Annotated in this window: 21 protein-coding genes and 2 tRNA genes; 5 read left to right on the plus strand and 18 right to left on the minus strand. The window is 37.0% G+C overall.

Annotated features, from left to right (window positions below; all coding sequences use genetic code 11):
- Positions 1 to 3: 3 nt before the first annotated feature.
- The 18 genes from BLP54_RS04370 to dnaA form a co-directional block, all read right to left on the minus strand.
- A complete protein-coding gene (locus BLP54_RS04370; protein WP_090167176.1) occupies positions 4 to 594 on the minus strand; it encodes a manganese efflux pump MntP in 591 nt (196 codons plus the stop codon).
- Positions 595 to 815: 221 nt separating this feature from the next.
- Entirely contained in the window at positions 816 to 1,388 is a 573-nt protein-coding gene (locus BLP54_RS04375) for a phosphatase PAP2 family protein (RefSeq protein ID WP_090167178.1), read from the minus strand.
- Between the two features lie 79 nt (positions 1,389 to 1,467).
- Positions 1,468 to 2,688 carry a tyrosine--tRNA ligase gene (gene tyrS / locus BLP54_RS04380; protein ID WP_090167180.1) on the minus strand — a complete coding sequence of 407 codons (1,221 nt, stop codon included), beginning with the start codon at positions 2,686 to 2,688 and terminating at the stop codon, positions 1,468 to 1,470.
- Between the two features lie 93 nt (positions 2,689 to 2,781).
- Positions 2,782 to 2,852 (minus strand) — tRNA-Cys (locus BLP54_RS04385).
- 19 nt (positions 2,853 to 2,871) lie between these two features.
- Positions 2,872 to 2,959 (minus strand) — tRNA-Ser (locus tag BLP54_RS04390).
- Between the two features lie 151 nt (positions 2,960 to 3,110).
- Complete coding sequence (locus BLP54_RS04395; RefSeq protein ID WP_090167181.1) at positions 3,111 to 4,847, minus strand: peptide ABC transporter substrate-binding protein; 1,737 nt, start codon at positions 4,845 to 4,847, stop codon at positions 3,111 to 3,113.
- A gap of 81 nt (positions 4,848 to 4,928) precedes the next feature.
- The gene (locus BLP54_RS04400; RefSeq protein WP_090167183.1) at positions 4,929 to 5,909 is read right to left on the minus strand and encodes an ABC transporter ATP-binding protein; all 981 of its coding nucleotides are present in this window, start codon (positions 5,907 to 5,909) and stop codon (positions 4,929 to 4,931) included.
- Between the two features lie 2 nt (positions 5,910 to 5,911).
- Positions 5,912 to 6,910: an ABC transporter ATP-binding protein gene (locus tag BLP54_RS04405; protein ID WP_090167185.1), complete on the minus strand. Its 999-nt coding sequence runs from the start codon at positions 6,908 to 6,910 to the stop codon at positions 5,912 to 5,914.
- 14 nt (positions 6,911 to 6,924) lie between these two features.
- On the minus strand, positions 6,925 to 7,992 hold the full coding sequence (locus BLP54_RS04410; protein WP_090167482.1) for an ABC transporter permease: 1,068 nt from the start codon (positions 7,990 to 7,992) through the stop codon (positions 6,925 to 6,927).
- Positions 7,993 to 8,021: 29 nt separating this feature from the next.
- Positions 8,022 to 8,936, minus strand: coding sequence for an ABC transporter permease (locus BLP54_RS04415; RefSeq protein ID WP_090167187.1), 915 nt, complete (start codon positions 8,934 to 8,936; stop codon positions 8,022 to 8,024).
- Between the two features lie 28 nt (positions 8,937 to 8,964).
- Entirely contained in the window at positions 8,965 to 9,516 is a 552-nt protein-coding gene (locus tag BLP54_RS04420; RefSeq protein WP_090167189.1) for a Fe-S-containing hydro-lyase, read from the minus strand.
- Positions 9,516 to 10,358 (minus strand): fumarate hydratase, encoded by an 843-nt coding sequence (locus BLP54_RS04425; protein ID WP_090167191.1) that lies wholly within the window; start codon positions 10,356 to 10,358, stop codon positions 9,516 to 9,518. Before BLP54_RS04425 ends, BLP54_RS04420 begins: the two co-directional genes overlap by 1 nt.
- Positions 10,359 to 10,475: 117 nt before the next feature.
- The gene (gyrA, locus tag BLP54_RS04430; protein WP_090167193.1) at positions 10,476 to 13,010 is read right to left on the minus strand and encodes a DNA gyrase subunit A; all 2,535 of its coding nucleotides are present in this window, start codon (positions 13,008 to 13,010) and stop codon (positions 10,476 to 10,478) included.
- Positions 13,011 to 13,065: 55 nt separating this feature from the next.
- Positions 13,066 to 14,994: a DNA topoisomerase (ATP-hydrolyzing) subunit B gene (gyrB, locus tag BLP54_RS04435; RefSeq protein ID WP_090167195.1), complete on the minus strand. Its 1,929-nt coding sequence runs from the start codon at positions 14,992 to 14,994 to the stop codon at positions 13,066 to 13,068.
- Positions 14,991 to 16,088, minus strand: a complete 1,098-nt coding sequence (gene recF, locus BLP54_RS04440) for a DNA replication/repair protein RecF (RefSeq protein WP_090167197.1) — start codon at positions 16,086 to 16,088, stop codon at positions 14,991 to 14,993. The genes gyrB and recF overlap by 4 nt, the downstream gene beginning before the upstream one ends.
- On the minus strand, positions 16,078 to 16,293 hold the full coding sequence (gene yaaA / locus BLP54_RS04445) for a S4 domain-containing protein YaaA (protein ID WP_090167199.1): 216 nt from the start codon (positions 16,291 to 16,293) through the stop codon (positions 16,078 to 16,080). The genes recF and yaaA overlap by 11 nt, the downstream gene beginning before the upstream one ends.
- The gene (gene dnaN / locus BLP54_RS04450; RefSeq protein WP_090167201.1) at positions 16,293 to 17,408 is read right to left on the minus strand and encodes a DNA polymerase III subunit beta; all 1,116 of its coding nucleotides are present in this window, start codon (positions 17,406 to 17,408) and stop codon (positions 16,293 to 16,295) included. The genes yaaA and dnaN overlap by 1 nt, the downstream gene beginning before the upstream one ends.
- A gap of 268 nt (positions 17,409 to 17,676) precedes the next feature.
- The gene (gene dnaA / locus BLP54_RS04455) at positions 17,677 to 19,059 is read right to left on the minus strand and encodes a chromosomal replication initiator protein DnaA (RefSeq protein ID WP_090167203.1); all 1,383 of its coding nucleotides are present in this window, start codon (positions 19,057 to 19,059) and stop codon (positions 17,677 to 17,679) included.
- 475 nt (positions 19,060 to 19,534) lie between these two features.
- Between dnaA and rpmH the strand changes: the two genes are divergently transcribed.
- The 5 genes from rpmH to jag are packed head-to-tail and all read left to right on the plus strand — an operon-like array spanning position 19,535 to position 22,239.
- A complete protein-coding gene (gene rpmH / locus BLP54_RS04460; RefSeq protein ID WP_015550658.1) occupies positions 19,535 to 19,669 on the plus strand; it encodes a 50S ribosomal protein L34 in 135 nt (44 codons plus the stop codon).
- Between the two features lie 48 nt (positions 19,670 to 19,717).
- Entirely contained in the window at positions 19,718 to 20,056 is a 339-nt protein-coding gene (rnpA, locus tag BLP54_RS04465) for a ribonuclease P protein component (RefSeq protein ID WP_090167205.1), read from the plus strand.
- Between the two features lie 33 nt (positions 20,057 to 20,089).
- The gene (yidD, locus tag BLP54_RS16340) at positions 20,090 to 20,302 is read left to right on the plus strand and encodes a membrane protein insertion efficiency factor YidD (RefSeq protein ID WP_176754468.1); all 213 of its coding nucleotides are present in this window, start codon (positions 20,090 to 20,092) and stop codon (positions 20,300 to 20,302) included.
- Between the two features lie 18 nt (positions 20,303 to 20,320).
- Positions 20,321 to 21,595 (plus strand): YidC/Oxa1 family membrane protein insertase, encoded by a 1,275-nt coding sequence (locus BLP54_RS04475; RefSeq protein WP_242870626.1) that lies wholly within the window; start codon positions 20,321 to 20,323, stop codon positions 21,593 to 21,595.
- Positions 21,596 to 21,609: 14 nt separating this feature from the next.
- Positions 21,610 to 22,239, plus strand: coding sequence for an RNA-binding cell elongation regulator Jag/EloR (gene jag / locus BLP54_RS04480; protein ID WP_090167207.1), 630 nt, complete (start codon positions 21,610 to 21,612; stop codon positions 22,237 to 22,239).
- The last annotated feature ends 106 nt before the right edge of the window (positions 22,240 to 22,345 follow it).

Genomic DNA, 22,345 nt, shown 5'->3' on the forward strand with positions numbered 1-22,345 from the left:
CTCCTAAAAACCAAGGGTTATACCCATTGTATGTTCCAGTAATATTTTTGTTCCAATGAAAATAAGGATTATACCACCAACCAGCTGAGCCTTTGCTTTATATCTGTCACCAAAGATATTGCCTACATAAACACCAATTGCTGAAATGACAAATGTTGTAAATCCAATAATAGAAATAGCCCTTAAGATGTTAAAGCTTTCCTCAAAAGCAAAGGTTACACCACAGGCGAGAGCATCAATACTTGTAGCTATCGCCATAAGAGTAAGTTCTTTGTAATCAAGCGGTGGGTCCATCTCCTCCACAACATCTTTTTCTTTCCATTCTTTTACTGCATCAGCTATCATTTTTCCACCGATGTAGAAGAGTAGTATAAATGCAATCCAGTGATCATAGGCTGAAATCTTTTTTGCAAAAGTGTTGCCTACAAGATAACCAATCAGAGGCATTATTGCTTGAAAACCACCGAAAAATAAAGCAATGATTAACATCTGCTTTTTGTTAACCTTTCTCATGGCAAGACCCTTGCAAATTGCTACTGCAAATGCGTCCATGGAAAGGCCAACGCCAATTAGGAAAATGTCCAGTAATCCCATTTTTTAAACTCCTTTTACTATATGTGAGGATATCAAAAAAGACCCACGTGTACGAAAAACGTACACGTGAGTCTCACTATTTAATGTTTGCCAGGTTTATCACCGAGTCTGTTGACAAACAACACATTCATTTATTAATGCGCTAGCTACTCCCTCACGAAGATGTATACAATATACTAAACATTCATGAATGAGTCAACCAGACTAAGACCTGAATATTACTAAATACTTGTTTTTTTGCTGTATTTCTTATAGAAGTACTCAACTATAAAATAGCTTACAATACCACCACAAATACCAACGCGGGTTCCTGCTAATACATCTGTTGGCCAGTGTACAAATACATATAGTCGACTAATAGCAATCATTGCTGCAAGCACTAATGCAGGAATACCGAGCTTCTTGTTTCTAGTGAAGATAGCTGTAGCAACTGCAAAGCTGGCATTTGAATGACCTGATGGAAATGAAAAGTCATGAGGAACATTTACGAGTAACTGTACCTCTGGCTCAAGCCAGCATGGTCTGCATCTCATGATAGAAGGCTTTAAAATCAAATTACAAACGATAACTGTAAGAATAAGTGAGATAGTAGCCTGGACACCTATTTTTCTATTGAAAGGCAGCACAAGTAGCAGTAAAACAACAACTATCCAAAACCATCCTGCATTTCCTAAAAAGGTAATCTTTGGAACAATAAAATCTAAAACTGAATTGTGAATACTTTGAAACCAATGAAGTAAATCTAATTCCCAGTCGAAATAGAAAACCTTTGAACTCTCGATTATAGCTTCCATAATTATTTATAACTCCTTTAAAACAAAATAGTGCCAGGGCCATCGCCCCAGCACTTATTGTAAATGTAAAATGTGTTTTTTATGCTTCAATCTTGCAGAATGATTTCTTACCCTTCTTAAGCATGAATTCTTCTGCAAATGCATCTTTTTCGTAAGATGCGAATGGATCTGCAACCTTCTCACCATTTACAGAAACACCACCCTGTGTTACAGCTCGACGAGCTTCTGCACGGCTTGCTGTAAGTCCAGCAGATACAAGAATCTGAAGGATGTCTACCTTACCATCTCTGAAATCTTCTGCTGAAAGAGTGTGGCATGGTACGTTCTCAGAATTTGCACCACCTGCAAAGAGAGCCTTTGAAGCCTCGCGAGCCTTATCAGCTTCCTCTGTACCGTGAACCATCTGAGTAAGTTCGTAAGCAAGGATATCCTTTGCCTCGTTAAGCTGAGCACCCTCCCAGCTATCCATCTTCTGGATTTCTTCAATTGGAAGGAATGTAAGCATACGAATGCACTTAAGAACATCTGCATCGCCTACATTTCTCCAGTACTGGTAGAACTCGAATGGTGTTGTCTTGTTAGGATCAAGCCATACAGCATTTCCTGCTGTCTTACCCATCTTCTTGCCCTGTGAGTCAGTGAGAAGAGTGATAGTCATGGCGTGAGCATCCTTGCCAAGCTTACGTCTGATGAGCTCTGTACCACCAAGCATATTAGACCACTGGTCATCACCACCAAACTCAAGATTACAATTGTATTTCTGGAACATGTAATAGAAGTCGTAAGACTGCATAATCATGTAGTTGAACTCAAGGAATGAAAGTCCCTTTTCCATACGCTGCTTGTAGCACTCTGCACGAAGCATGTTATTAACTGAGAAACATGCACCTACTTCACGAAGTAACTCAACGTAGTTAAGATTAAGAAGCCAGTCAGCGTTGTTAACCATAAGAGCTTTTCCATCAGAGAAATCAATAAAACGCTCCATCTGCTTTTTAAAGCACTCAGCGTTGTGATCGATATCCTCACGAGTAAGCATCTTTCTCATGTCTGTACGACCTGAAGGATCACCAATCATAGTAGTGCCACCGCCGATAAGGGCGATTGGCTTGTTACCAGCCATTTGAAGTCTCTTCATAAGTGTGAGAGCCATAAAGTGACCGGCTGTAAGGCTGTCTGCAGTACAATCAAAACCTATATAGAAAGTTGCCTTGCCCTCATTAATTAATTTTTTAATTTCTTCTTCGTTCGTTACCTGGGCTATCAGGCCACGAGCTACTAACTCGTCATAAATTGTCATTGCATTTCCTCCTTACTTTATTTCAATAGTTAGTATATTTAATTATAAACAAAAATCCCTCGCCCCCATTACTAGGGTCGAGGGATTTGAAAGAGGTGCCAACCAGATTTGAACTGGTGATAGAGGTGTTGCAGACCTTTGCCTTACCACTTGGCTATGGCACCATATTTATAACAAGTAAAACGGAGAAGGAGGGATTTGAACCCTCGCGCCGGTTGCCCGACCTACACCCTTAGCAGGGGCGCCTCTTCGGCCTCTTGAGTACTTCTCCAAGTTGTAGGTAATTACTTATTTTGTTCGACGCAAGTGTTATTCTACTAGAGTAATACACCATTGTCAACAAAAAAATGGGGAAATCTTAATGATTTCCCCAAGTTTTTTTTCTCAACCTTTAAGTAGTATAAAAACTAGCGAAATCCATATTAATTAGCTGACTTTTCAGCGTACATGAAGTACTTATTCTGATTAAGTGAAGTATAGATTCCTGTTACGTTTGACTTCTGAAGATAGATATCATTGTAGTAGTAAATAGGTACTACTGCATTTGTCTCCATAAGCATATCCTCAGCTTCACGCATAAGGTCTACACGAGCTGCGAAATCTGTTGTGTCGTAAATCTTCTGGATAAGCTCGTCATATTCCTTCCATGAAGGTGCAGAAGAGTTGCTTGAATCCTTACCTAACTGCATATCGTTGTTACCACCATTTGAAAGCCACATCTCAAGCATGTTGATAGGATCGTTAAAGTCTGCAATCCATCCTTCACGAGCAATATCAAACTTACCAGCTTTTCTATCCTCAAGGAATACATTCCAGTCCTCTGTCTCAATTTTAACATCGATGCCTACAAGGCCCCAATCCTGCTGAATACATGCAGCAACAGCTTCGTGACCAGTTCCTGCATTTGTCATATATGTTACTTCAAGTGCTGGGCTAATCTTATATCCGCCGTTACCATCAGATTCAAATGAATAACCGCACTCTTCAAGAAGACTAACTGCTTCTTCAACCTTACCTGCACCTGTTTCTTTAGCATCATAGTAACCAAAGTCATCTGCTTCAAATACGCCACCGTTACCATCAGCCATTCCATCTGGAATAAATGTATCAGCTGGTACCTGTCCTGTCTGACCTACAGTATCAACGATGTACTTTCTGTCGATAAGAAGAGAAAGCGCTTTTCTCATCTTATTAGCCTGCTCAGCAGTAAGATTCTTAAATAAATCAGAGTTTACGTTGAATCCAACATAGTATGTTCCAAGTGTATCGATTACGTGGAACTCTGGGCTATTAAGAAGTGACTGAATCTCATCGTTTGGTACTGTATCAGCAAAGTCAATATCTCCTGCATTGTAAGCAGCATAGATAGCTGTATCATCTGCTGAAAGCATGAACTCAAGCTTCTCAAGCTTTACATCATCTGCTCTGTAGAAGTTAGGGTTCTTCTCATATACCATAGACTCGTTGTGCTTCCACTCTTTAAGTGTAAATGCACCATTTGAAACGAAACCTGGCTCCTGTGCCCAAGCACCTGGCTGTGTACCGTCTGTGTTAGCAGCCTCAACATCTGGCTGGTAAACAGGCATGAATGTTGGGAATGCAAGAAGATCATAGAAGTATGCACAAGGTGCATTAAGCTTTACTGTAAGTGTGTAATCATCAGTTGCCTCAATCTGAAGTGTACCATCTCCATTTGTAGCGATTGGAGCAAACATATAAGCATAGTCAGCTGCTGTTTCCTCAGCTACTGCACGGTTCCAGCTATATACAAAATCGTTAGCTGTAAGTGCTTCTCCGTTAGACCACTTTGACTCAATAAGCTTGATTGTGTATGTAAGTCCGTCCTCAGATACCTCTGGCTCGCCATCTGCAAGGGCTGGTACACAGTTGTTGTTTTCATCGTATGTGTAAAGACCTACAAATGAATTAACTGCAAGACAAGCTCCATCAACTGATGAGTTAAGTGCTGGATCGAGATAATCTGGCTCTGATGCAAGATTAAGTCTAAGTGTTGTTGTGTCTGTGTCTACTGCTGTAGCTTCTGCTGGTGCAGCTTCTGAACCGCTTTCTGTACTTGGAGCTGCGTTCTTATTTCCACATGCTACAAGGCTAGCTGCCATAGAAGCTACGAGTAAAACTGCGATAAGTTTCTTTTTCATGCTTCTTTTCTCCTTTTTTATGTTTTACTTTTTATCTCAAGCCCGAAAGCTTAAAACCATATTAATTGACAATTGTGTATTTTATTTGTTCCAACAAGCAACAAAATGTCTGTTGCCTCTGTCTGTAAGTGGTGGCATTTCCTTTGCACACTGCTCTGTCGCATATCTACATCTGGTTCTGAAAGGACATCCACTTGGCATCTTAAGTGGACTTGGAACATCTCCCTCAAGAATAATTCGCTGACTCTTTCTAGCAATATTTGGGTCTGGAATAGGTACAGCTGATAGAAGAGAGAGAGTATATGGGTGCACTGGATTATTGTTTAAATCATCTGCATCTGCAATCTCCATGATATGTCCCAAATACATAACAGCGATTCTATCTGAAATATGATGAACAACTAAAAGGTCATGAGCGATGAAGAGGTATGCAACTCCGAGCTTTTCCTGCAATTCCTCAAACATATTTACAACCTGCGCCTGAATAGAAACATCAAGGGCTGAAACTGGCTCATCACAAACAATAAACTTTGGATTAACTGCAAGTGCTCTTGCAATACCAATTCGCTGTCTCTGTCCGCCTGAGAACTCGTGAGCATAACGCATGGCGTGCTCAGCATTAAGTCCTACAGTTTCCATAAGTGAAAGAATTTTATCGCGGCGCTCACCCTTAGAAGAGTAGAGCTTATGAACATCAAGAGGTTCTCCGATAATATCCTCAACTGTCATTCTTGGATCAAGTGATGAATATGGATCCTGGAATACCATCTGCATCTGCTTACGGTATGGATGCATATTTACATCAATTTTTTTCTCACTATCAAAAAGAACATCTCCATCAAATACAATACGTCCGGCTGTTGGCTGGTAGAGACGAAGAAGAGTACGACCAACTGTTGTCTTACCACAACCTGACTCACCTACAAGACCAAGTGTCTCGCCTGGCTTAATAGCAAATGAAATATCATCAACTGCCTTAAGGGGTACTGTTCTAAAACCTTCCTTGATAGGGAAGTACTGCTTTAAATGTTCAACCTCAAGGAGGTATTTTTCTTCACTCATTATTATGCCTCCTTACTTTCATACAATTTTTTTACATTCATCCAGCAGCTAGCCAAGTGAGAATCACTGATTCTAAGCTCATCTGGTACTTCCTTAAGACAAATTTTCATCGCTTCATCACAACGAGGGCAGAATGCGCAACCCTCAGGCATATTAAGAAGATTAATTGGTGTACCACCGATTGGTACTAATTTTTCGTTCATATTGTCTGTACGTGGGATTGAACGAAGAAGTCCCTTTGTATATTCGTGGGCAGGAGAGTAGAAAATATCATCTGCTGTACCACGCTCACATACACGTCCACCATACATTACAAGAATTTCATCACACATTGATGCAATAACACCAAGGTCATGTGTAACCATAATGATTGCCATTCCAAGCTTTTTCTGAAGATCCTGCATAAGTTCAAGAATCTGAGCCTGGATAGTAACATCAAGAGCTGTAGTAGGCTCATCTGCGATAAGAATATCTGGCTCACAGGCAAGGGCCATAGCAATCATGTCACGCTGTCTCATTCCACCAGAATGCTCATGTGGATACTGCTTAAGTCTCTTTTCTGGGTCATTCACACCAACAAGCTTCAAAAGTTCTATTGCTCTTTCCCTAGCTTCTGATTTTGACTTGTTTGTATGAAGTCTAATAGCTTCTTCAAGCTGATAACCAACAGTAAATACTGGATTTAAGCTGGTCATAGGATCCTGAAAGATAATAGAGCATTTACTTCCTCTGAATTTTTGCATTTCTCTTTCAGAATATTTTGTTATATCATCACCCTTGTATAGAACCTCACCTGATGTGATACGTCCTGTCTGGGCAAGAATTTGCATTATTGAATATGCTGTAACTGATTTTCCTGAACCTGATTCTCCAACAATACCAAGAGTCTTTCCCGGTTCAAGATTAAATGTAATACCGTTTACTGCTTTGACCTCACCTGCATCTGTAAAAAAGCTTGTATGGAGGTCTTTTACTTCAAGTACATATTTTGAATCTGCCATAATATCCTCCTAAATTAATCAAGCTTTGTATCGAATGCATCTCTAAGACCGTCACCAAGAAGGTTTAGAGCAAGTACGATTAAGCAAATAATAAGTGCTGGAATAACAAGTCTTGCTGGATAAGACTGCATACCGGCTCTTGCATCATTGGCTAAGGAACCAAGTGATGAAAGTGGTTCTGAAACACCAAGTCCTAAGAATGCCAAGTAGCTTTCTGTAAAGATTGCACTAGGAATCTGAAGGGCAGTGGTGATAATGATTACTGATAAACAGTTAGGTAAAATATGCTTTCTAAGAATTTTACCGTTTGATGTACCAATACATCTTGCAGCAAGTACGTATTCGTTATTCTTGATTGTAAGAATCTGGCCTCTGATAAGACGTGCCATACTTACCCAATAAAGAAGACCAAATACAATAAACATTGAAATCATATTTGCTCCCAATTTTGAAAAGACTGTTCCAGCCAGTTTTCCTGCAAGATTTTCTTTAAGAACAACTGAAATCAAAATGATAATAAGCATATCAGGAAGAGAATATATGATATCAACAATTCTCATCATAATAAGGTCAACTTTTCCACCAAAGTAACCAGCTATTGAACCATAAATAATACCGATAAGTACTACCATGATTGCTGCAATGATACCTACAGAAAGACTAACTCTTGTTCCATAGATAACACGAATGAAATAGTCTCTACCTAAACTATCTGTACCAAAAATATGTGGGAAAAGATCTTCTCCTGTTTCTCTCATATATTGGAGTTCTCTATCTGAATACATAAAAAATCCAAGGTTTGCACTACCCTTATCTCGAACTCCATTTACTGAAATAATCTGGTCGTATGAGTAAGGTACAATGTGTGGTGCAATAATAATTATTAAAATAATAAGTGCAAGTACTACAATGCTTCCCATCGCAAGTGGATTCTTACGAAGGCGTCTCATACCATCCTTAAAAAATGTTGTAGACTCACCCATAACGTCCTGCTGACGTTTTTCCTCATCTGTCGCCTTTTCAAAATTTGCTGAGCTGAATTTTGAAAGATCTACCTGTGCTGACAGGAGGCTTTTCTTCATTTCTGTATTTTCCAATTTCTGATATCCTCCTAATCAAGCTTAATTCTAGGGTCAACAAATTTATAAACAATGTCAGTTAGCAAATTTGCAACTACCATAAGAATTGCAAGGAATATTGTTACTGCCATGATTGTTGTATAGTCTCTGTTTGTTATTGATGTGACAAATGTTGAGCCAAGTCCACCGATTGTGAAAATGTTCTCTACAACCATCGATCCAGTTAAAATATATGCAACCATTGGTCCAACATAAGTGATTACTGGAATAAGTGCATTTCTAAGGGCATGTAAGAAAATTACTTTTACCTTTGAAACACCTTTTGCTCTGGCTGTTCTGATGTAATCTTGATTTAGAGCATCTAACATACTTGTCTTTGTAAGACGAGTAATATAAGCCATAGGATATACAGCAAGTGCAATTACTGGAAGTGTATAGTTTGGTTCTGAACTTAAACTAACTACAGGGAACCATCCGAGTCTTACACAAAATACTAAAAGTAGAAGAGTAGCAAGAACGAAGGATGGCATTGCCGTTCCTAAAGTTGTGAAGAAAATAATCAATCTATCAGGTAATTTATTTCGATTCAATGCTGCGATTGCACCGAGAATGATTCCGATAATAATAGCTACAATTGCTGCTCTTCCTCCAAGTTTTGCAGATACAGAAAACTTTGAAATCATATCAGCCCAAATAGGACGACCTGAATGTAAAGAGATTCCCCAATCCCCATGAAGCAAATTTTTCATGTAGAGAACATATTGCTCTCCAACGGGTTTATCCAGATTGTATCTGGCCTCCAATGTTGCAATAACAGCTGGAGATGTGGCCTTTTCTTTGTTGAAAGGACCGCCTGGAATAGCGTTCATAGCGAAGAAAGTAATCATTGTTATTATCCAAATGGACACTATAGCCAGCAAAATTCTTTTTGCGATATACTTTGCCAAATCATTAAACTCCTTTTCTTTCTTTAATCTATATTTGACTAAATTCTTTGATAGCAGTTTCGTATAGATTATTTCCTTCACTGTCTACAACAACAATTACTGGAAAGTCTTCTACATATAGCTTTCTAATGGCTTCTGCACCTAAGTCATCGTAGCAAACTATCTCAGAACTTTTTATACATTTTGATAGTAGTGCACCTGCGCCTCCAACAGCTGCAAAGTAAACACCTTTATTTCTAACTATGGCGTCTATTACCTCTGGTGTTCTTTTGCCTTTTCCTATCATTACCTTCATTCCAAGGTCTAATAATCTCGGAGCGTATTTATCCATACGACTAGCAGTGGTAGGACCTGCGGAACCAATTGGTCTTCCTGGTCTAGCAGGAGATGGTCCCATATAATAAATTGTGCAATTTTCTATTGGTATTGGAAGTTTTTCTCCCTTATTTAGAGCTTCATTCATGCGTCCGTGGGCTGCATCTCTTGCAACATATATTGTTCCCGAAATATAACAATAGTCTCCAGCATGAAGTGAAGTAGCAATTTCTGATGTTATTGGTGTATTAATCCTATGCTCCATTATAATTCCCTCGTTATATGTCTATTTACGTGACAGCAAATATTAATTGCTACTGGCAATCCCGCAATATGGGTCGCATATGTATTAATATTTACCGCTAGAGCAGTAGTAGTACCACCAAGTCCGCCCGGCCCTATGCCAAGCTTATTTATCTTTTCAAGCATTTCATCCTCTAAATCCTTTACCCAAGGAATATTCGGACGTGCTGAAAATTCTCTTGTAAGTGCCTGCTTAGCCATAAGTGCTGATTTTTCGAAGGTTCCTCCGATTCCTACACCTACCACCATTGGTGGACAGGCATTTGGACCAGCATCCTTTACTGCTGTAAGAATTGCTTCTTTTACGCCTTCAATTCCATCTGCAGGCTTTAGCATAAATACTCGGCTCATATTTTCTGAGCCAAAGCCTTTCGGAGCAAGTGTAATTTTAAGTCCATCTCCAGCAACTAAATCGTAATGAATTATTGCCGGTGTGTTGTCTCCAGTATTCACTCGCTCAATTGGATCACCTACCACAGATTTTCGTAGGTATCCCTCTGTATATCCCAGTCGCACTCCCTCGTTAATGGCATCTGTCAAAAGGCCTCCTTCTATGTGAAGTTCCTGACCTACTTCAACAAAAAATACTGCCATTCCTGTATCCTGACAAATCGGTATTTGTTCTTTGTCAGCTATATTTAGATTTTCTTGAAGCTGGTTTAAAATTTTCTTACCAAGCTCTGATTTTTCGGTATTAACTGCTTTTTTTAAGGCTGTATTCATATCTTCTGAAAGATAATGATTAGCCTGTATGCACATTTCTTTTACTGTGTCTCGTACAACTGTTGTCTGTAAATTCTTCATTATTATACCCTGATAATACTTTACATTATTCTCACTTTAAATCATTAAAGTGTTTATTTAACAAAAAAGGGACTGCTATCTAAATAAATAACAGCCCCATTGCTATTATGTTAAATACTATTCTTCGGTTGTTGAACCTTCATTTAATTCTTCAACCTCTTCTGCGAGTATTGTATCACTTTTTCTAACTTTTGCAATACTAATTAACTTAGTATTTTCTTTTAGATCAATTAATTTTACTCCAGAAGTAATTCTGCTAAGAAGAGTAGTACCAGCAACCTCAATTCTGATGATTGTACCTGCTGTATTTATAAGCATTACCTCGTCATCCTTTTCTACTGCCTTAGCACCAATAAGATTACCTGTCTTCTCAGTAATCTTGTAACATTTAACACCCTTACCACCACGGTGGATAGTGTTAAATTCTGTCATAAGTGTACACTTACCAAGACCATTTTCTGAAACAGTCATAAGGCTCTCACCCTGAGAGATAAGCTGCATTCCAATGATTTCATCATCAGCAGAAAGATTCATACCGATAACACCCATTGTTGCACGACCAGTCGGACGAACCTCAGTCTCGCTGAAGCGAATTGCCTGACCATACTTTGTAACCATGATTACATCTTCGTCACCATCAGTAAGCTTAACCTCGATAAGTGTATCGTCATCACGAAGAGTGATAGCTGTAAGACCATTCTTTCTGATATTGTCGTATTCAGTAATCTTTGTCTTCTTAACAAAACCATCAGCCGTAGCCATGAAGAGGTATTTATCCTCATGATAATCTTCGATAGGAATCATAGCTGTAATTTTTTCATCAGGCTGAAGCTGAAGAATATTAACAATTGCAATTCCTCGGCTTGTACGGCTAGATTCTGGAATTTCGTACGCCTTTATACGATAAACTCGTCCTTTGTTTGTAAAGAAGAGGAGATAATCGTGAGAAGACATCATGAGCATTTCGGTAACATAATCCTCATCGATGGTCTCCATACCCTTGATTCCCTTACCACCTCTATGCTGAGCCTTGAAGTTATCTTCGTTCATACGCTTGATATATCCAAGCTTTGTGAAGGTAACAACTGTATTAGTAACAGGAATCATATCCTCCATGCTGATATCGAACTCATCGAATCCGATAGATGTACGTCTGTCGTCACCGTACTTATCAGCGATTTCTGTAATTTCAGTTTTGATTACACCGAGAAGAATCTTCTCATCACCTAAGATTGCCTTCAATTTTCCAATTAAAATCTGTAAATCATCATATTCCTTCTGAATCTTGTCACGCTCCAAACCTGTGAGAGCACGAAGACGCATATCAACAATAGCCTGTGCCTGAGCATCTGAAAGACCAAAACGCTCCATCAATGTGGCCTTTGCTGAATTTACATCAGCGGAACTTCTGATAATCTGAATTACTTCATCAATGTTATCAAGAGCAATGAGCAATCCCTCTAAAATATGAGCGCGCTCCTCAGCCTTATTAAGCTCGAACTTAGTACGACGTGTTACAACATCCTTCTGATGGTCGAGGTAGTGCACAAGCATCTGCTTAAGATTAAGAATCTTTGGCTGATTATTTACAAGTGCAAGCATAATAACACCGAAAGTATCCTGAAGCTGAGTGTGCTTGTAAAGCTGATTCAAAATGATGTTAGGATTTACATCACGGCGAAGCTCGATACAAACACGGATACCTTCACGAGATGACTCATCACGAAGATCTGTGATTCCATCAATCTTTTTATCCTTAACAAGCTTAGCGATATTCTCGATAAGTCTTGCTTTATTAACCATGTATGGAAGCTCAGTAACAACAATTCTGTTCTTACCATTATCCATAGGCTCGATTTCTGAAACTGCACGAACTCTAATTTTAGCACGTCCAGTTCTGTAAGCTTCTTCGATACCTGTCTTTCCAAGGATTACTCCACCAGTAGGAAAATCAGGTCCCTTTACAATATCAAGAAGCTCATCGATTTCTGTTTCTCTATCTTCTTCTACCTGGTTATCAATAATTTTATTTACAGCACCAATGATTTCACGAAGATTGTGAGGTGGAATATTGGTAGCCATACCTACAGCGATACCAGTAGTACCATTAACGAGAAGGTTAGGATAGCGGGCAGGAAGAACAGTTGGTTCCTTCTCAGTCTCATCAAAGTTTGGCATGAAATCTACGCCATCCATATCGATATCTTTACCAGTGGTGAATTTCTCATCCTTGTAATTGATACCGAACATAGTCATAGAAATCTTAGAAAGACGAGCCTCTGTGTATCGCATAGCAGCGGCACCATCGCCATCCTCTGAACCAAAGTTTCCATGTCCATCTACAAGTGGGTAACGAGTATTCCATTCCTGAGCCATATTAACTAGAGCTCCGTAAATAGAACTATCACCATGAGGGTGATATTTACCCATTGTATCACCGACAATACGTGCACATTTTCTGTGTGGCTTGTCAGGACCATTGTTCAATTCAATCATAGAGAAGAGAACTCTACGCTGAACTGGTTTTAAACCATCTCTTACATCAGGAAGTGCACGTGAGGCAATAACGCTCATGGCATAATCGATGTAACTGGTCTCCATTGTTTCTTTTAGATCAACATCATGAATGTTATCAAAAATTTTGTCGTCCATAGTTTTCCTTTATCTTTTGCTTTTTGGGGCGAAGCCCCGATTTTTATATAAAAAATTAGATATCTAAGTTCTGAACATACTTAGCGTTCTGCTCAATGAATTCACGTCTTGGCTCAACCTTATCTCCCATAAGAGTAGAGAATGTAACGTTGATTTCAGATGCATCCTCATCATCGATTACTACACGCTTAAGAATTCTCTTTTCAGGATCCATTGTTGTCTCCCAAAGCTGCTCAGCATCCATCTCACCAAGTCCCTTGTATCGCTGAATCTTGTTATTATTGTCACGACCAACCTCAGTAAGAATTTTATTTAATTCCTCATCAGAATATGCATACCAAACCTTTTTATTTTTCTCCAACTTGTAAAGTGGAGGAGTAGCAAGATATACATAACCCTGCTTAATAAGCTCTGGCATAAATCTGTAAAGGAATGTAAGCATAAGTGTGGCGATGTGAGCACCGTCAACGTCGGCATCAGTCATGATAATAATCTTGTGATAACGAAGCTTTGAAATATCAAAGTCTTCATGAATACCTGTACCGAATGCTGTAATCATTGCCTTAATCTCGGCGTTTCCGTAGATTCTGTCCTCGCGGGCTTTTTCTACGTTAAGAATTTTTCCACGAAGTGGAAGAATAGCCTGAGTTGCACGGCTTCTTGCTTTCTTAGCAGAACCACCAGCGGAATCTCCCTCTACGATAAAAATTTCACAGTTCTTAGGATCCTTATCTGAACAGTCAGCAAGCTTTCCTGGAAGTGACATTCCTTCAAGAGCTGTCTTTCTACGAGTAAGATCACGAGCTTTACGAGCTGCCTCTCTTGCTCGCTGCGCAAGCAGCGATTTTTCGCATATATTTTTAGCAATTGTAGGATTCTGCTCTAAGAACCATGTAAGCTGCTCTGAAACTATTGCATCAACAGCTCCTCTTGCCTCAGAATTTCCAAGCTTTTGCTTTGTCTGACCTTCAAACTGTGGCTCCTCAATCTTGATAGAAATGATAGCAGTAAGACCTTCACGAATATCATCACCATCAAGCTGTGGATCGCTGTCCTTTAAAATCTTATTATCTCTAGCGTATTTATTAAATACCTTTGTAAGAGCTCCTCTAAAACCAGTAAGATGAGTACCACCTTCTGGAGTAACGATATTATTTACATAACTGTAGGCCTGATCCTGGAATCCGTCGTTGTGCTGCATAGCAACTTCAACGTAGATATTGTCTCTTGTACCTTCACAGTAAATAACCTCATCATAAAGAGCTTCATTACCACGGTTAATATACTGAACAAATTCCTTGATTCCACCCTCGTAATGGAAGCTTTCCTCTCTAGGCTCATCACCTCTTGTATCTGTAAGAGTTATACGAAGTCCCTTTGTAAGGAATGCAGTCTCACGAAGTCTAACCTTTAATGTCTTAAAATCAAAGATAGTTGTCTCAAATATTGTCTCGTCTGGTAGAAATGTGACCTTAGTTCCTGTCTCTTCTACTGGGCAGGTACCAATTTCTTTAAGTGGATACATAGTCTTTCCACGCTCATATCTCTGCTTAAAGATTTTTCCTTCACGCTTAATTTCTACTTCAACCCAATTTGAAAGGGCATTAACAACAGAAGCACCAACACCGTGAAGACCACCAGATACCTTGTATCCGCCACCGCCGAACTTTCCACCGGCATGAAGAACTGTAAATACAACCTCAACCGCTGGAATACCAGCTTTACTGTTGATTCCTGTAGGAATACCACGACCATCGTCCACAACAGTAATTGAATTATCTGGATTAATTGTTACCTGAATATGGGTACAAAATCCTGCAAGCGCCTCATCAACAGCATTATCAACTATCTCATATACCAAGTGATGAAGACCTCTTTCAGATGTAGAACCTATATACATACCAGGGCGCTTTCTAACTGCTTCAAGTCCCTCTAAGATTTGTATTTGATCTGCACCATATTCCTGATTAACTTCTTGACTCACCTTTGTTCCTCCGTAATTAAATCTATAGAACCATTTGTTACTTTATACACTGTATTAAGCATAAATCTATTTTTTACAAATTCATCAATACCTGTGCAGGTAATGATTGTCTGCGTATCAAGTAGATTATCTAATAAATAACTTTGACGATTTTTATCAAGCTCTGATAAAACATCATCTAAAAGTAATATTGGTTTATCGTTTATTGTATCTTCTACAAGCTTTATTTCTGAAAGCTTAAGTGAGAGAGCGCATGTACGCTGCTGTCCCTGACTTCCAAATTTTCTAATATCAATTCCATCAACTGTAATTTTAATGTCATCCCTGTGAGGACCAACACTAGTCTGACAGAATCTTAAATCCTTTTCTTTGTTATTCACTAATTCATCAAGAAAAAAGATATCCTCGATATTTGGCTCATAGCTGACATTTATATTTTCTTTACCGCCAGTAATTTTACTGTGAATATCTTTAACTATAATGTTGATATCATCAATAAATTTTTGACGTCTTGTTATTATCTTTTTACCATAATTAATTAATTGCTCATCCCAAATTGGTAGAGTTTCTTTTAATTCTGGCTTATATATAATTTCTTTTAAAAGGGTATTTCTTTGATTAAGAGCTTTATTGTAATTAGTTAAGTCTGAAAGATATATTTTATCAATCTGACAAAGCTCTGCATCCATAAATTTTCTTCTCTCAGCAGGACCATTCTTGATTATATTTAAATCCTCTGGAGAGAAAAAAATTATATTTATAAGACCAAATAAATCCGCAGCTTTTTTTATTGGAACCCTATTAATAGCTATTCCTTTGGATTTATTTTTTTTCAAATGAATATCTATTTGATAATCTCTGTCATTTTTTGAAATGACAGTTTTAATATGACTTTCATTTTTATCAAATTTGATAATTTCTTTATCACGACTGCCTTTATGAGATTTTGTAGTACCTGATAAATATGCAGCCTCTAATATATTAGTTTTACCTTGGGCGTTGTCACCAAAGAGAATAGTAGTATGCTCATCAAAATTAATATTTAATGATTCATAATTTCTAAAATTCTCTAACTCAATGGATTTAATTATCATTAGTAACTGTTACGCTTTCTCCATTAAATTCTACAACATCACCTGGGTAAACCTTCTTACCTCGACGAGTTTCAACTTCGCCATTATACTTTACAAGACCATCTTCAATAACTTCTTTAGCCATTGCACCTGATTCAACAAGGTTAGCAAGCTTAAGAAGCTGGCCTAATTTTATAAATTCATCTCTAATTTGAATCTTTTCCATTAATTTGCTCCTGGATTATTAAAGTTTACAGGAAGAACAATGTAAATGAAGGAACCTTCATCATCCTTAATGAAGCATGGGCTCTTAGCATTAAGCATGTAAAGATTGATTTCTTCATCATCTATAACCTTGAGGGCATCCATTACAAACTTTGGATTAAATCCAATCATAATATCCTTACCCTCTTTAACAATATCAATATCTTCATTCATTGAACCAATAAATGATGAAATTGAAAGTGACATTGTAGATCCTGCAGCATTAACAATGATAGGTTTCTTATCTCCCTCGTTAACAAGGATAGTAGCTCTATCAATACAATCAAAGAATTCTCTTTTATTAATCTTAATCTTTGTTTCATAATCAGCAGAAAGCATCTGCTCAATTTTGAAATATTCACCTTCAATGATTCTTGAAACAACAGTAGTCTGATCAAACTCAAAAATAATGTGATTATCAGTAACGAAGATATTTACTTCATCATCAATACCACCATCTACAATCTTAATGATTTCGTTAAGTGTCTTCTTTGGAACAACAACTTTAACATCATCAGCTGGATTTTTAAGTTCAACATTTCTAATTGAAACTCTATGTCCATCAAGGGCAACAACCTTAAGCTTATTATCCTTAATTTCAATAAGCTCACCTGTCATCATCTTATTATTTTCATTATCAGCTACTGAGAAGATAGTCTGTCTAATGATATCTCTAAGAGTAAGCTGAGAAATAATGATTGGCTGGTTTCTCTGAATATTTGGAAGATAAGAGAAATCTTCACCAGATTTTCCTATAATGTCAAACTTAGCTTTTTCACATGTGATTGATGTCTTATATGAAGAATCTGTTTCAATAGTAACTTCATTATCAGGAAGCTTTCTTACAATCTCAGAAAACTTCTTTGCATCAAGAGCTATGATGCCTCTTTCAGAAATAGTTCCATTTACAATAGTTTCTATTCCTATTTCCATATCATTAGCAGTAAGTTTAATCTCTCCAGCTGAAGCATCAATAAGAATGCATTCAAGTATTGCCATTGTAGTTCTTGTTGGAACCGCTTTTGAAACAATATTTACACCTTTAACAAGGTCGGATTTTTGACAAGTGATTTTCATTGGTGTTCTCCCTTTCAAAAAAAATAAATAAAATATATATTCTTAGTACTCTTATTATAGGTTGTGGATTTGTATATAACTGTGAAACCCCAGTATCTACACGTAAAACATGGTCTAATAACTTTTAAAAATCTGTGAATTAATTATTGATAATGTATGGATAGTTTGTGAATAAAAATTGTCTAAATTTTTAAATATCTACCGTTTTGGAAAGTGATTAACATATTGTTCACAGATTATCCATAATGTTATTAACAAGTTTTCCACATTAATTTGGATTAATCTTTTTCTTAATAGTTTCTACGAGATTCTTTGTATTCTCATCTTTTTCAATTTCTTCACCGATTTTATTTGCACCGTGAATAATTGTTGAATGATCTCGTCCACCTAGTAAGGAACCAATTGCCTGAAGAGAGCAATCAGTCATTGTATTGCATAAATACATAGCAATCTGTCTAGGTCTTGCAACATTACTAGATCTATTTTTAGAAGCCATCTGATCAACTGTAAGATTAAAGTGCTCTGATACAACTTCTATAATAAGCTGTGGTGTTATTTCTCTTGAAACATTTGGAGATATAAAGTTCTGTAATTCTCTTTCAGCAATCTCCATTGTGATATCTATTTTTTCAAGTCTAGAGAAGGCAATTAGCTTATTTAATGCACCCTCGATTTCTCTAATGTTTGACTGAATATTTTCAGCAATGTACTTTCTTATTGATTCATCTAGATTGAAGTTTTTATCTTCAACCTTCTTATTAAGAATAGCCATACGTGTTTCATAATCTGGATATCCAATATCAGCCATAAGCCCCATATCGAATCTTGATTTGAAACGATCATCCAAAGTCTCCATATCCTTAGGTGGCTTATCTGATGAAATAACTATTTGTTTACCCATGGCATGAAGTGCATTAAAGGTATGGAAGAATTCTTCCTGAGTTGCTTCCTTTCCTATAATAAACTGAATATCATCTACCATAAGAACATCAACAGTTCTGTATTTATCTCTAAAACGCTGCATAGCAGTAGCATTAGAATTAGCTCTCATGTTTTCAATAACTTCGTTTGTGAATTCTTCTGAAGTTACATATAAGATATGAGTGTTAGGATTTTGATTTTCGATATAATTTCCAATTGCCTGCATCAAATGAGTTTTACCAAGTCCAGGTCCTCCATATATATAGAGGGGATTGTAAAATTCACCAGGTGATTCTGCTACCGCAAGTGCTGCAGTCTGGGCAAATCTATTATTTCTACCTACGACGAAATTATCAAAAGTAAACTTTGGATTAATAGTAGTATTGCCAATTTTCTTTTCATTATATGTTGGAGCTTCTTCTATATTAATATTTACATTTTTTTCTTTTTTGATTTGATTTGCATTATCCTGAGAGATAACTAAGATTTCATCGAATTGAATACCTGTGATTTCTGCGATTGTAACTTTAAGTGGTGTAGCATATTTTCTTGTTACGTAACTAAGAGTCATTGTATTTTGATCACCACTGTAAGTAAGATATAATTTATTATCTTCTATTTGAAATAATTCCAGAGGTTTGATCCAAGAATCATAAGATACATCTGTGATAGCGTATTCATTTTTTAAATAGGAAAGTATCTCTTCCCATTTCTTAACAATTTCTTCCATATATAGTCCCTTTTATCCACAATTTTAAACTATTTACTATTCTAAACTAAATAAGGCATTTTAGCAATATTTACTATAAGAATGGTGTAGGGGATTGTTTAAGAAAAAAAGAGGCTTATTTTTGAAATTTGAGCCTGTATTTAGCCTGTTAATATTTATCCACAACTGTCTATTTTTCTTATCCACAGAATTATGTATTTATTTTACAATAATTGTTATATTAAATGTGGATAAATTAAAATTAATCCCATTTTATCCACATAGTTTTCCACACATTGTAGATAACATTTTATTTTTTTTATAGCTTTGAACACAACATTTAGTATTCAAAATTTGTAAAAATATTAAGATATTGTGTTTTTTAGTTATCCACAATGAATTCTATATTTAAATATCCGTTTTTTTATTGACTTTATAGGCTTTTGCCTTTATAATTTCAACTGATGTTTTCTCATAAAGAGGAGGTGGATATATTATGAAGATGACATATCAACCAAAAAAGAGACAGAGATCCAAAGTTCATGGATTTAGATCTAGAATGAGCACAGCAGGCGGACGTAAGGTACTTGCTGCTAGACGTGCAAAAGGAAGAAAGAAGTTATCAGCTTAGGCCACAGACCATGTGGTCTTTCTTTCTATTTAAAGGAAAATATTTGTTATGGAATTTAGTGAATCATTAAAAAAGAATAAAGACTTCACTCAAGTATACAGAAGAGGTGTGTCTAAAGCTAACCGCCAGCTCGTTATGTATATTTACCATAATAATACAGATCGAAATCGCATTGGAATTTCTGTTAGTAAAAAGGTTGGAAATTCGGTAGTTAGGCATCATTTGACGAGACTGATAAGAGAAAGTTATAGACTAAATGAAGAGATGTTCAATAGTGGTTTGGACATTGTAGTCGTTGTGAGAGAGGCCGCAGCTTCTGCTAATTTCGATGAGATACAAAAATCTTTGCTTCATCTTGCAAATCTTCACAAAGTAACTCGAAAATAATTGGAATTATCATTTCCATTGTGTTGAATAAGTATGTTGAAGAGACTATTTATATTTTTAATTAAGTTTTACCAAAAATATATATCTCCAATAAAAACTACTAAATGTCCTTATTGCCCTAGCTGTTCAAATTATGGCCTTCAGGCGGTTGAAAAGTATGGCGCTATTAAGGGTGGTGGTTTGGCTTTGTGGCGTATAGTTCGTTGTAATCCTTTTTCTCATGGTGGATATGATCCAGTTCCATAAAAAACTGGAGGTTTTACATTGAGCGAGCTTTTATTAACCGCTTATAACGGTTCAATCTTAGGACCTATCGCTAAGGTTCTTGGTTGGTTCATGGACAAGATTTATATTCTTCTTGCTTCTATTGGTATTGAGAATATAGCTCTTACTATCATTATTTTTACAATCTTTATTTATCTTTGTATGTTCCCTCTTACATATAAGCAGCAGAAGTTTGCTGTTCTTACACGTAAGATGCAGCCTGAGATGAAGGCTATTCAGGATAAGTATAAAGGTAAAAAGGATCAAGCCTCTATGCAGGCTCAGCAGAGTGAAACTCAGGCACTTTATGATAAATACGGCATTTCTCCTACAGGTAGCTGTGTTTACATGTTAATCCAGATGCCTATTCTTTTTGCGCTTTATAGAGTTTTCTATAATGTTCCAGCTTACATTTCTTCTGTAAAGAATGTATTTACAGAGCTTGTAAATGGTATTATGGCTACTGATGGTTTTGCAAAGACTATGCAAACTATCTATGAAGAGTCTGGTGTTAAGAATCTTAAGCCTGATTTTACAGCAGCAGATACCTCTGTTGTATCAGATTCTATTATTGATGTACTTTATAAGCTTCCAACAGCAGGTTGGGAAGCTGTTACTTCTAATTTTCCTGATTTAGCTTCTTCTGTTGATACAGTTGTTGCTAAGCTTGAGAAGATTAATTACTTATTTGTTCTTAATATTTCAGATACTCCACTTAACCTTATTAAGGATGGTTGGTCATCTAATACTAAGAATTTTGGTCTTATTATTTGTGCATTGCTTATTCCTGTTTGCTCATATCTTTCACAGATGGCAAATATTAAGCTTACACCTCAGTCTACAGAGGGACAGTCAGAGCAGATGGCTCAGCAGATGAAGACAATGAATCTTATGATGCCACTTATGTCTCTTTTCATCTGTTTCTCAGTTCCTGTAGGTCTTGGTCTTTACTGGATAGCTGGTGCTGTTGTTCGTATTATTCAGCAGTACTTCTTAAATAAGCACTTCGAGAAGATTGATCTTGAGAGTATTATTGAGAAGAATAAAGAAAAGGCTGCAGCTAAGGCTGAAAAGCGTGGCATTCGTCAGGCTCAGATTTATGAGGCTGCTCGTATGAGCACAAAAGCAGCTACTATGACTGAAAAAGCTAATATGCTTTCAGATGATTCTGATACTCTTAAGAAGGCTGAAGAGTTTAGATCTAAGGCTAGTAGCGGTTCACTTGCTTCAAAAGCAAACCTTGTTAAAGAATTTAACGAGATGAATAATAAATAGGGGGGAACTTAATAATGGAATTTAAAGAGTTTACTGGTAAGACTGTTGATGATGCCCTTACTAATGCAACAGTTTCATTAGGTGTAACTTCTAGCGAAATCAAATATGAAGTAATTGAAGAAGGAAGCTCAGGTTTCCTTGGAATTGGTTCTAAAGAAGCTATCATTAAGGTAGTAATTTCTGCTGATGAAGATCCAAAGCAGGTTGCTAAGGAATTCCTTAATGGTGTATTTGAGGCTATGCAGCTTGAAGTTAATATTTCAATGGAGTTCAACGAGGAAGATGATACTCTTTTAATCGACCTTGCAGGTCCAGAGATGGGTGTATTAATTGGTAAGCGTGGACAGACACTTGATTCTTTACAGTATCTTACAAACTTAGCTGTTAATCGTTCTTCTGAAAAGTATACAAGAGTTAAGATTGATACAGAGGATTACAGACGTCGTAGAAAAGAGACTTTAGAAAATCTTGCAAAGAATATGGCTAGCAAGGTTAAGAGAACAAAGAAGGCTGTTACTCTTGAAGCTATGAATCCTTATGAGAGACGTATTATTCATTCAGCACTTCAGAATGATAATAACGTTACAACTCATTCAGAGGGTGAAGAGCCATATCGCTACGTAGTAATTACACTTAAGAAATAATCTTTTGATTTTTTAGGGTTAGTCTTATAATTAGACTAACCCTTGTTGTTTGTTTTATAGAATTTATAAGTCTTATATGCTCTATAAGATGAATAATTGGAGGCTA

It is taken from the genome of Pseudobutyrivibrio sp. 49 (assembly GCF_900100545.1).
Lineage (GTDB): Bacteria > Bacillota > Clostridia > Lachnospirales > Lachnospiraceae > Pseudobutyrivibrio.

What these genes read in the sequence shown, in the direction of transcription:
- BLP54_RS04370 (WP_090167176.1), bottom strand. Translation starts at nt 594, where the DNA reads ATGGGATTACTGGACATTTTCCTAATTGGCGTTGGCCTTTCCATGGAC.
- BLP54_RS04375 (WP_090167178.1), bottom strand. Translation starts at nt 1,388, where the DNA reads ATGGAAGCTATAATCGAGAGTTCAAAGGTTTTCTATTTCGACTGGGAA.
- tyrS (WP_090167180.1), bottom strand. Translation starts at nt 2,688, where the DNA reads ATGACAATTTATGACGAGTTAGTAGCTCGTGGCCTGATAGCCCAGGTA.
- BLP54_RS04395 (WP_090167181.1), bottom strand. Translation starts at nt 4,847, where the DNA reads ATGAAAAAGAAACTTATCGCAGTTTTACTCGTAGCTTCTATGGCAGCT.
- BLP54_RS04400 (WP_090167183.1), bottom strand. Translation starts at nt 5,909, where the DNA reads ATGAGTGAAGAAAAATACCTCCTTGAGGTTGAACATTTAAAGCAGTAC.
- BLP54_RS04405 (WP_090167185.1), bottom strand. Translation starts at nt 6,910, where the DNA reads ATGGCAGATTCAAAATATGTACTTGAAGTAAAAGACCTCCATACAAGC.
- BLP54_RS04410 (WP_090167482.1), bottom strand. Translation starts at nt 7,992, where the DNA reads ATGAAGAAAAGCCTCCTGTCAGCACAGGTAGATCTTTCAAAATTCAGC.
- BLP54_RS04420 (WP_090167189.1), bottom strand. Translation starts at nt 9,516, where the DNA reads ATGGAGCATAGGATTAATACACCAATAACATCAGAAATTGCTACTTCA.
- BLP54_RS04425 (WP_090167191.1), bottom strand. Translation starts at nt 10,358, where the DNA reads ATGAAGAATTTACAGACAACAGTTGTACGAGACACAGTAAAAGAAATG.
- gyrA (WP_090167193.1), bottom strand. Translation starts at nt 13,010, where the DNA reads ATGGACGACAAAATTTTTGATAACATTCATGATGTTGATCTAAAAGAA.
- recF (WP_090167197.1), bottom strand. Translation starts at nt 16,088, where the DNA reads ATGATAATTAAATCCATTGAGTTAGAGAATTTTAGAAATTATGAATCA.
- yaaA (WP_090167199.1), bottom strand. Translation starts at nt 16,293, where the DNA reads ATGGAAAAGATTCAAATTAGAGATGAATTTATAAAATTAGGCCAGCTT.
- dnaN (WP_090167201.1), bottom strand. Translation starts at nt 17,408, where the DNA reads ATGAAAATCACTTGTCAAAAATCCGACCTTGTTAAAGGTGTAAATATT.
- dnaA (WP_090167203.1), bottom strand. Translation starts at nt 19,059, where the DNA reads ATGGAAGAAATTGTTAAGAAATGGGAAGAGATACTTTCCTATTTAAAA.
- rpmH (WP_015550658.1), top strand. Translation starts at nt 19,535, where the DNA reads ATGAAGATGACATATCAACCAAAAAAGAGACAGAGATCCAAAGTTCAT.
- rnpA (WP_090167205.1), top strand. Translation starts at nt 19,718, where the DNA reads ATGGAATTTAGTGAATCATTAAAAAAGAATAAAGACTTCACTCAAGTA.
- yidD (WP_176754468.1), top strand. Translation starts at nt 20,090, where the DNA reads ATGTTGAAGAGACTATTTATATTTTTAATTAAGTTTTACCAAAAATAT.
- jag (WP_090167207.1), top strand. Translation starts at nt 21,610, where the DNA reads ATGGAATTTAAAGAGTTTACTGGTAAGACTGTTGATGATGCCCTTACT.